The sequence below is a fragment of the Streptomyces sp. NPDC059455 genome (assembly GCF_042750115.1).
Classification (GTDB): Bacteria; Actinomycetota; Actinomycetes; order Streptomycetales; family Streptomycetaceae; genus Streptomyces; species Streptomyces endocoffeicus.
Window position 1 is genome coordinate 4,021 of record NZ_JBHYVB010000073.1, and the last position, 5,172, is coordinate 9,192.

Annotated in this window: 4 protein-coding genes; all 4 read right to left on the minus strand. The window is 68.9% G+C overall.

Translation table 11 applies throughout. The features are described 5' to 3' along the window. Positions 1-123: 123 nt before the first annotated feature. The 4 genes from ACFXB5_RS24895 to ACFXB5_RS24910 all read right to left on the minus strand — a co-directional run bounded on the left by ACFXB5_RS24895 (position 124) and on the right by ACFXB5_RS24910 (position 4,879). Positions 124-1,440, minus strand: coding sequence for a sugar ABC transporter permease (locus tag ACFXB5_RS24895; RefSeq protein ID WP_385211626.1), 1,317 nt, complete (start codon positions 1,438-1,440; stop codon positions 124-126). Beyond that, on the minus strand, positions 1,437-2,225 hold the full coding sequence (locus ACFXB5_RS24900; RefSeq protein ID WP_201852826.1) for an ATP-binding cassette domain-containing protein: 789 nt from the start codon (positions 2,223-2,225) through the stop codon (positions 1,437-1,439). Before ACFXB5_RS24900 ends, ACFXB5_RS24895 begins: the two co-directional genes overlap by 4 nt. Positions 2,226-2,361: 136 nt before the next feature. Further along, entirely contained in the window at positions 2,362-3,462 is a 1,101-nt protein-coding gene (locus ACFXB5_RS24905; protein WP_385211628.1) for a sugar ABC transporter substrate-binding protein, read from the minus strand. A 217-nt stretch (positions 3,463-3,679) separates the two neighbouring features. Then, positions 3,680-4,879 carry an ROK family transcriptional regulator gene (locus tag ACFXB5_RS24910; protein ID WP_078647720.1) on the minus strand — a complete coding sequence of 400 codons (1,200 nt, stop codon included), beginning with the start codon at positions 4,877-4,879 and terminating at the stop codon, positions 3,680-3,682. Positions 4,880-5,172 lie beyond the last annotated feature (293 nt).

Consider the following 5,172-nt stretch of genomic DNA (forward strand, 5'->3'; position numbering starts at 1 on the left):
GCCGCGCCAGCCACCCCACCACCCGACCACGCACGCCGCGTTGGGGGTGTACCCGGCGCCCGGGGGGTGGCGGGGGGCGGTCCCCCCCCCCGGCGGCCGGGTGAGCGGATGAGGCGTCCGGGGTCAGCCGCGACCCGCGGACCGCTGTGTCCTGCGCGACACCGAGTCGATGACGACGGCGGCCAGCAGCACCCCACCGGTGATCATGTACTGGACGGAGTTCGCGACGCCCAGCAGGTTCATCCCGGACGAGATCGAGCCGATGACCAGCATGCCGAGCAGCGCCGACCAGACCGAGCCCCGGCCGCCGAAGAGGCTGGTGCCACCGATGACGGCGGCCGCGATGGCCTCCATCAGCAGGTTGCCGGTACCGGCCTGCTGGCTGGCGGAGCCGATCCGGGAGGCGATCATGATGCCACCGCACGCGGCCATCAGCCCGGCCAGCGAGTAGACCGAGATCCGGATGGCGACGACGTTGATGCCCGCGCGGCGGGCGGCCTCGACGCTGCCGCCCAGGGCGATCACCTTGCGCCCGTAGGAGGTGCGGCGGACCACGAAGTCCAGGATCACCAGGACCCCCACGAAGATCACCAGGGCGAGGGGCAGACCCTTGTACTCGTTGAGCCGCCAGGCCGCGGCGTAGACGATCACCGCGAGCACGCCCGTACGGACCAGGATCTCGCTCAGCGGCCGCGAGGGTATGCCGACCGCCTTACGGCGCCTGCTGTCCATGAACTGGGCGAGGAAGAAGCCAGCCGTCGCCACCGTGGCCGCCCCGTACGCGGCGATGAGCTGGCTGAAATAGTGCGCGGTGAGATCGCGCACGAAGCTGTCGTCCGCGATGCTGATGGTGCCGGTGGTGCCGAGCACCTGGAGCATCAGACCGTTCCAGGCCAGCAGACCGGCCAGGGTCACCACGAAGGCCGGTACGCCGATCTTGGCGAAGAAGAAGCCGTGCAACGCGCCGAGGGCCGCGCCACTGGCGAGCGCCGCGAGCACCGCGATCCCCTCGGGCACCCCGTGGTTGACGTTGAGCACCGCCAGGGTCGCCGCGGCCAGACCGCTGACCGAGCCGACGGACAGGTCGATCTCCCCGAGCAGCAGCACGAAGACGATCCCGACCGAGATCATGCCGGTGCCGCCGAGCAGGATGGAGAGGTCGGAGAGGTTCTTGGGCGAGAGGAAGGCACTGTCCTTCGCCTGGAAGACCGCCCAGATGATGACGATGCCGACGATGACCGGGACCGCGCCCAGATCACCGCTGCGCATCTTGCGGCCGAACTCCGTCAGATAGCCCTTGAAGCCCTCCTGACGGACCAGCAGCCGGGGGTCGACGACGGTGACCGCGTCCTTGGCGACGGGGTTGGCGTCGGCCGGGCCGCTCGCCTTGTTGGCGCCGTTCGACGGGCCGCCGTTGGTCTTGTCGACGTTCGTGGTCACTTCGCGACCTCCCCGCTACGCGCCTTGCGGCGGGTCACGGCGTTGTCCGTGGCGCCGGTGATGGCGGAAATGATCTCTTCCTGAGAGGTGGTCTTCACATCGAAGATGCCGTTGTTGCGGCCCAGCCGCAGCACCGCGACCCGGTCCGCGACGGCCTTCACGTCGGCCATGTTGTGGCTGATGAGGATGACGGCGAGGCCGCGGTCGCGCAGCCGCTCGACCAGGTCCAGGACCTGCGCGGTCTGCTCGACGCCGAGGGCGGCGGTCGGCTCGTCCAGGATCACCAGCTTGGGCTCGCCGAGCATCGAACGGGCGATGGCGACGGTCTGCCGCTGGCCACCCGAGAGCGAGGCGATCGGGATCCGCACACTGGGGATGCGGATCGACAGGGTCTGGAGCAACTCACGGGCGCGCCGCTCCATTTCGACCTCGTCGAGCACCCCGACGCGCAGGATCTCGCGGCCGAGGAAGAGGTTGCCGACGACATCGATGTTGTCGCAGAGGGCGAGGTCCTGGTAGACGGTCGCGATGCCCAGCTCCTGGGCGTCGTGCGGCCGGGTGACCTGGACGGGCTTGCCCTGCCACTCGATAACGCCTTCGTCGGCGGGGCCGACTCCGGCAATGCTCTTGACAAGGGTCGACTTGCCGGCGCCGTTGTCGCCCACCAGGGCGACGACTTCACCGGCGTGGACCTCCAGATGGATGTCGGTGAGCGCCTGGACGGCGCCGAACCGCTTGGAGATCCCGCGCAACGCCAACACGGGTCCGTTCGGCACGATGGCCATCTCCGTTCCGGGCAGGGTGGTCCCTGCTGTGTGACGGAGGGGAGAGCGCACTCTCCCCTCGATTGGGGGGTGAGTCAGGGAGGCGGGCCGTCCGTGGGTACGGACGGCCCTGCTCCGATATGCCGGAGACCGGCCGTTACTTCAGACCGGCCGCTGCGCACGCCGACTTGATCTTGGCGGTGCAGATCTGGTCGATCTTGTAGATCCCGTCCTTGATGACGGTTTCCTTGATGTTCTTCTTGGTCAGCGAGACCGGCGTGATCAGCGTCGCCGGGATGTCCTTGGTGGTCGGGCTGTCGACCGTGTTGGACTCGTTGACCTTCTCACCGCGGCCGAGCGAGATGGCCATCTCCGCGGCGGCGGTGGCCTCGTCCAGGTAGGACTTGTAGACGCTCATGTACTGCTCACCGGTGATGACCCGGCGCACACCCTCGATCTCGGCGTCCTGTCCGGTGACCGGGGGCAGCGGGTTGAGGCCGCCGCTCTTGAGCGCGGTGATCGCGCCGCCGGCCATGCTGTCGTTGGCCGAGTAGACGCCGACGATGTTGTCCTTGCCGAGCGAGGAGATGGCGCCCGTCATGGCCTCGTTGGCCTTGTCCGCCAGCCAGCGGTCGATGTCGTAGGACTTGCCGACGTTCACCTTGCCCTTGAGGACGGACATCGCGCCCTTCTTGAACATGGCGGCGTTGGGGTCGGCCTCCCAGCCGTTGAGCATGACGATCTTGCCGCTCTTGGCCTTGTCGCCCAGCGCCTCGAGCAGGGCCTTGCCCTGGACCTTGCCGACCGTCTCGTTGTCGAAGGAGGTGTACGCGGAGACCGGACCCTCGGCGAGCCGGTCGTAGGCGATGACCGGGATACCGTCCTCGTCCGCCTTCTTGACCGAGCTGGCGATGGACTTGGAGTCCACCGAGTCAAGGATGATCGCGTCGACCTTCTTGGTGATCATCGAGTCGACCTGCTGCTGCTGAACCGAGGGGTCCGACTTGGCGTTGACGTAAAGGATCTTGCAGTCGGCGCAGAGTGCCTTGATCTTCTTCGTGACGAAGGGCCGGTCGAAGTTCTCGTATCTGGCCGTCTGATCCTCAGGCAGCAGTAGCCCGATCGTGAGCGGACCGGTCTTCTTCTTGTCGCCCTTGCTGTCGTTGTCGGCTTCCTTCGCCGAGCCACAGGCGGCGAGGGCTACCGTCATCGACATGACAGAAGCGGCGAGAGCGACGCGACGCATCGTTGCGTTCATTTAGGGGTGACCTCCCTGACGAGGCCGCGTCATTGCGGCCGAGGTGGCTGGAAGTCAACTCGGCCGCCCGCATGGCGTCAAGAAGTAAATCCTTAACGAGATGGCAACGGTGCCATTCGTTATCTGAGTGAACGCAGTCGGACAGGTCGGATAGACGGAGCGTGACCGGACAAAGCCTCTCAGGCAAGCCCACGGTCCAACAGCCCCCGCCCGGCGGTCAGGTAAGGGCCGGAGCCCCCGCCGAGAGCGCGCCGTCCAGCAGCGTCGAATCGCCCATCTCGCTGAGCACCAGCGCGAGCGCGCCCAGCACCTCGGCCCGGCCGCCGAGCGCCCCCGGCATCACCGACAGCTGATGGGCCGCGCTCGGGATCGCGTACCGCGCGACCGACTCCCGGATCGGGCCCAGCACCAGCTCCCCCGCCTCGGCGAGCTGGCCGCCCAGCACCATCCGGCTCGGGTTGATCAGATTGCAGAGGTTGGCCACCCCGCTGCCGATGTGCCGGCCGACGTCCCCGATCACCCGCCGGCAGCCCGGATCGCCCTCGCGGGCGAGCTGCACCATGCGTTCCACGGTGAGGTCCGCCCCATGGCTGGAACGCAGCAGCGGCAGCACATAGCGGGCCGCGGTGAAGGTCTCCAGACAGCCGCGATTGCCGCAGCGGCACACCGGGCCGGACTCGTCCAGGGTGATGTGGCCGATCTCGCCCGCCGTACCGCCGGGGCCGCGGTAGATCTTCCCGCTGATCACCAGCCCCGCGCCGACACCGTCGGCGACCTTGATGTACGCGAGGTCGGCGACCCCGCGGCCGGAGCCCCAGACCAGCTCGCCGAGCGCGCCGAGGTTGGCGTCGTTGTCCACGTGCACCGGCACCCCGAGCCGCTGGGCCAGGTCGTCGCGCGGATTGGTGCCCGCCCAGCCCGGCAGGATCGCGGTCGAGCCCAGCGTGCCGGTCTCCACGTCGATCGGCGCGGGCACGCCGAGGCCTACGCCGACCACCTTGTCCTGGCTCAGCCCGCTGGCCGTGATCAGCCTGCTGACCAGCTGCTCGGCCCGGTCCAGGCCCTGGGAGGAGGAGGCGTCCACATCCAGCGGCTCGGCCTCCTCGGCCAGCACCTGATGGGCGAGGTTGCCGATGGCGACGCGCAGATGCGTATGGCCGAAATCCACCCCTACGACAATGCCCGCGTCACCGCTGAGCGAGACGCTGCGCGCCCGGCGGCCGCCCGCCGAGGTGGGCGTGACCTCGACCGTTCCGCCGTCCTTGAGCTCGCGCACGATGTTGGAGACGGTGGCGGCGGACAGCCCGGTGGACCGGGCGATCTCCGCCTGGGTCAGCGAGCCCGCCATCCGCACCGCACGGACCACCCGCTCGAGGTTGGCCCGGTGCAGCGACGACTGCGATCCCGGAGTCTCCACGCCCATCCACTCCCGCCTTCGCGGGCGGCACGACGGCCGCTCCGCCGACCGGACCGCAGCAGTGAGGCCCGGCTGTGTCTCCAACATGTGAACTCTAAGCTGAGCCGCCACGGTTGTCCCACGTCAAGTCCCCGACCGCCGTGGAACCGCTCGCGGTACCCTGCGCCGCCCACAACGACACGGCCCCCGGCCTTACTCGGGGGGGGGATGAAGGGGGGGGGTTAATAACACCGGGGGGGTAGGCAGAGGAGTGGGGGTCAGCACAAGAGAGATAGGGGGGGGGGGGGGGGAGA

Excerpts from the sequence above, each read along its gene's own strand:
- ACFXB5_RS24900 (WP_201852826.1), bottom strand. The coding sequence starts at position 2,225 with ATGGCCATCGTGCCGAACGGACCCGTGTTGGCGTTGCGCGGGATCTCC.
- ACFXB5_RS24905 (WP_385211628.1), bottom strand. The coding sequence starts at position 3,462 with ATGAACGCAACGATGCGTCGCGTCGCTCTCGCCGCTTCTGTCATGTCG.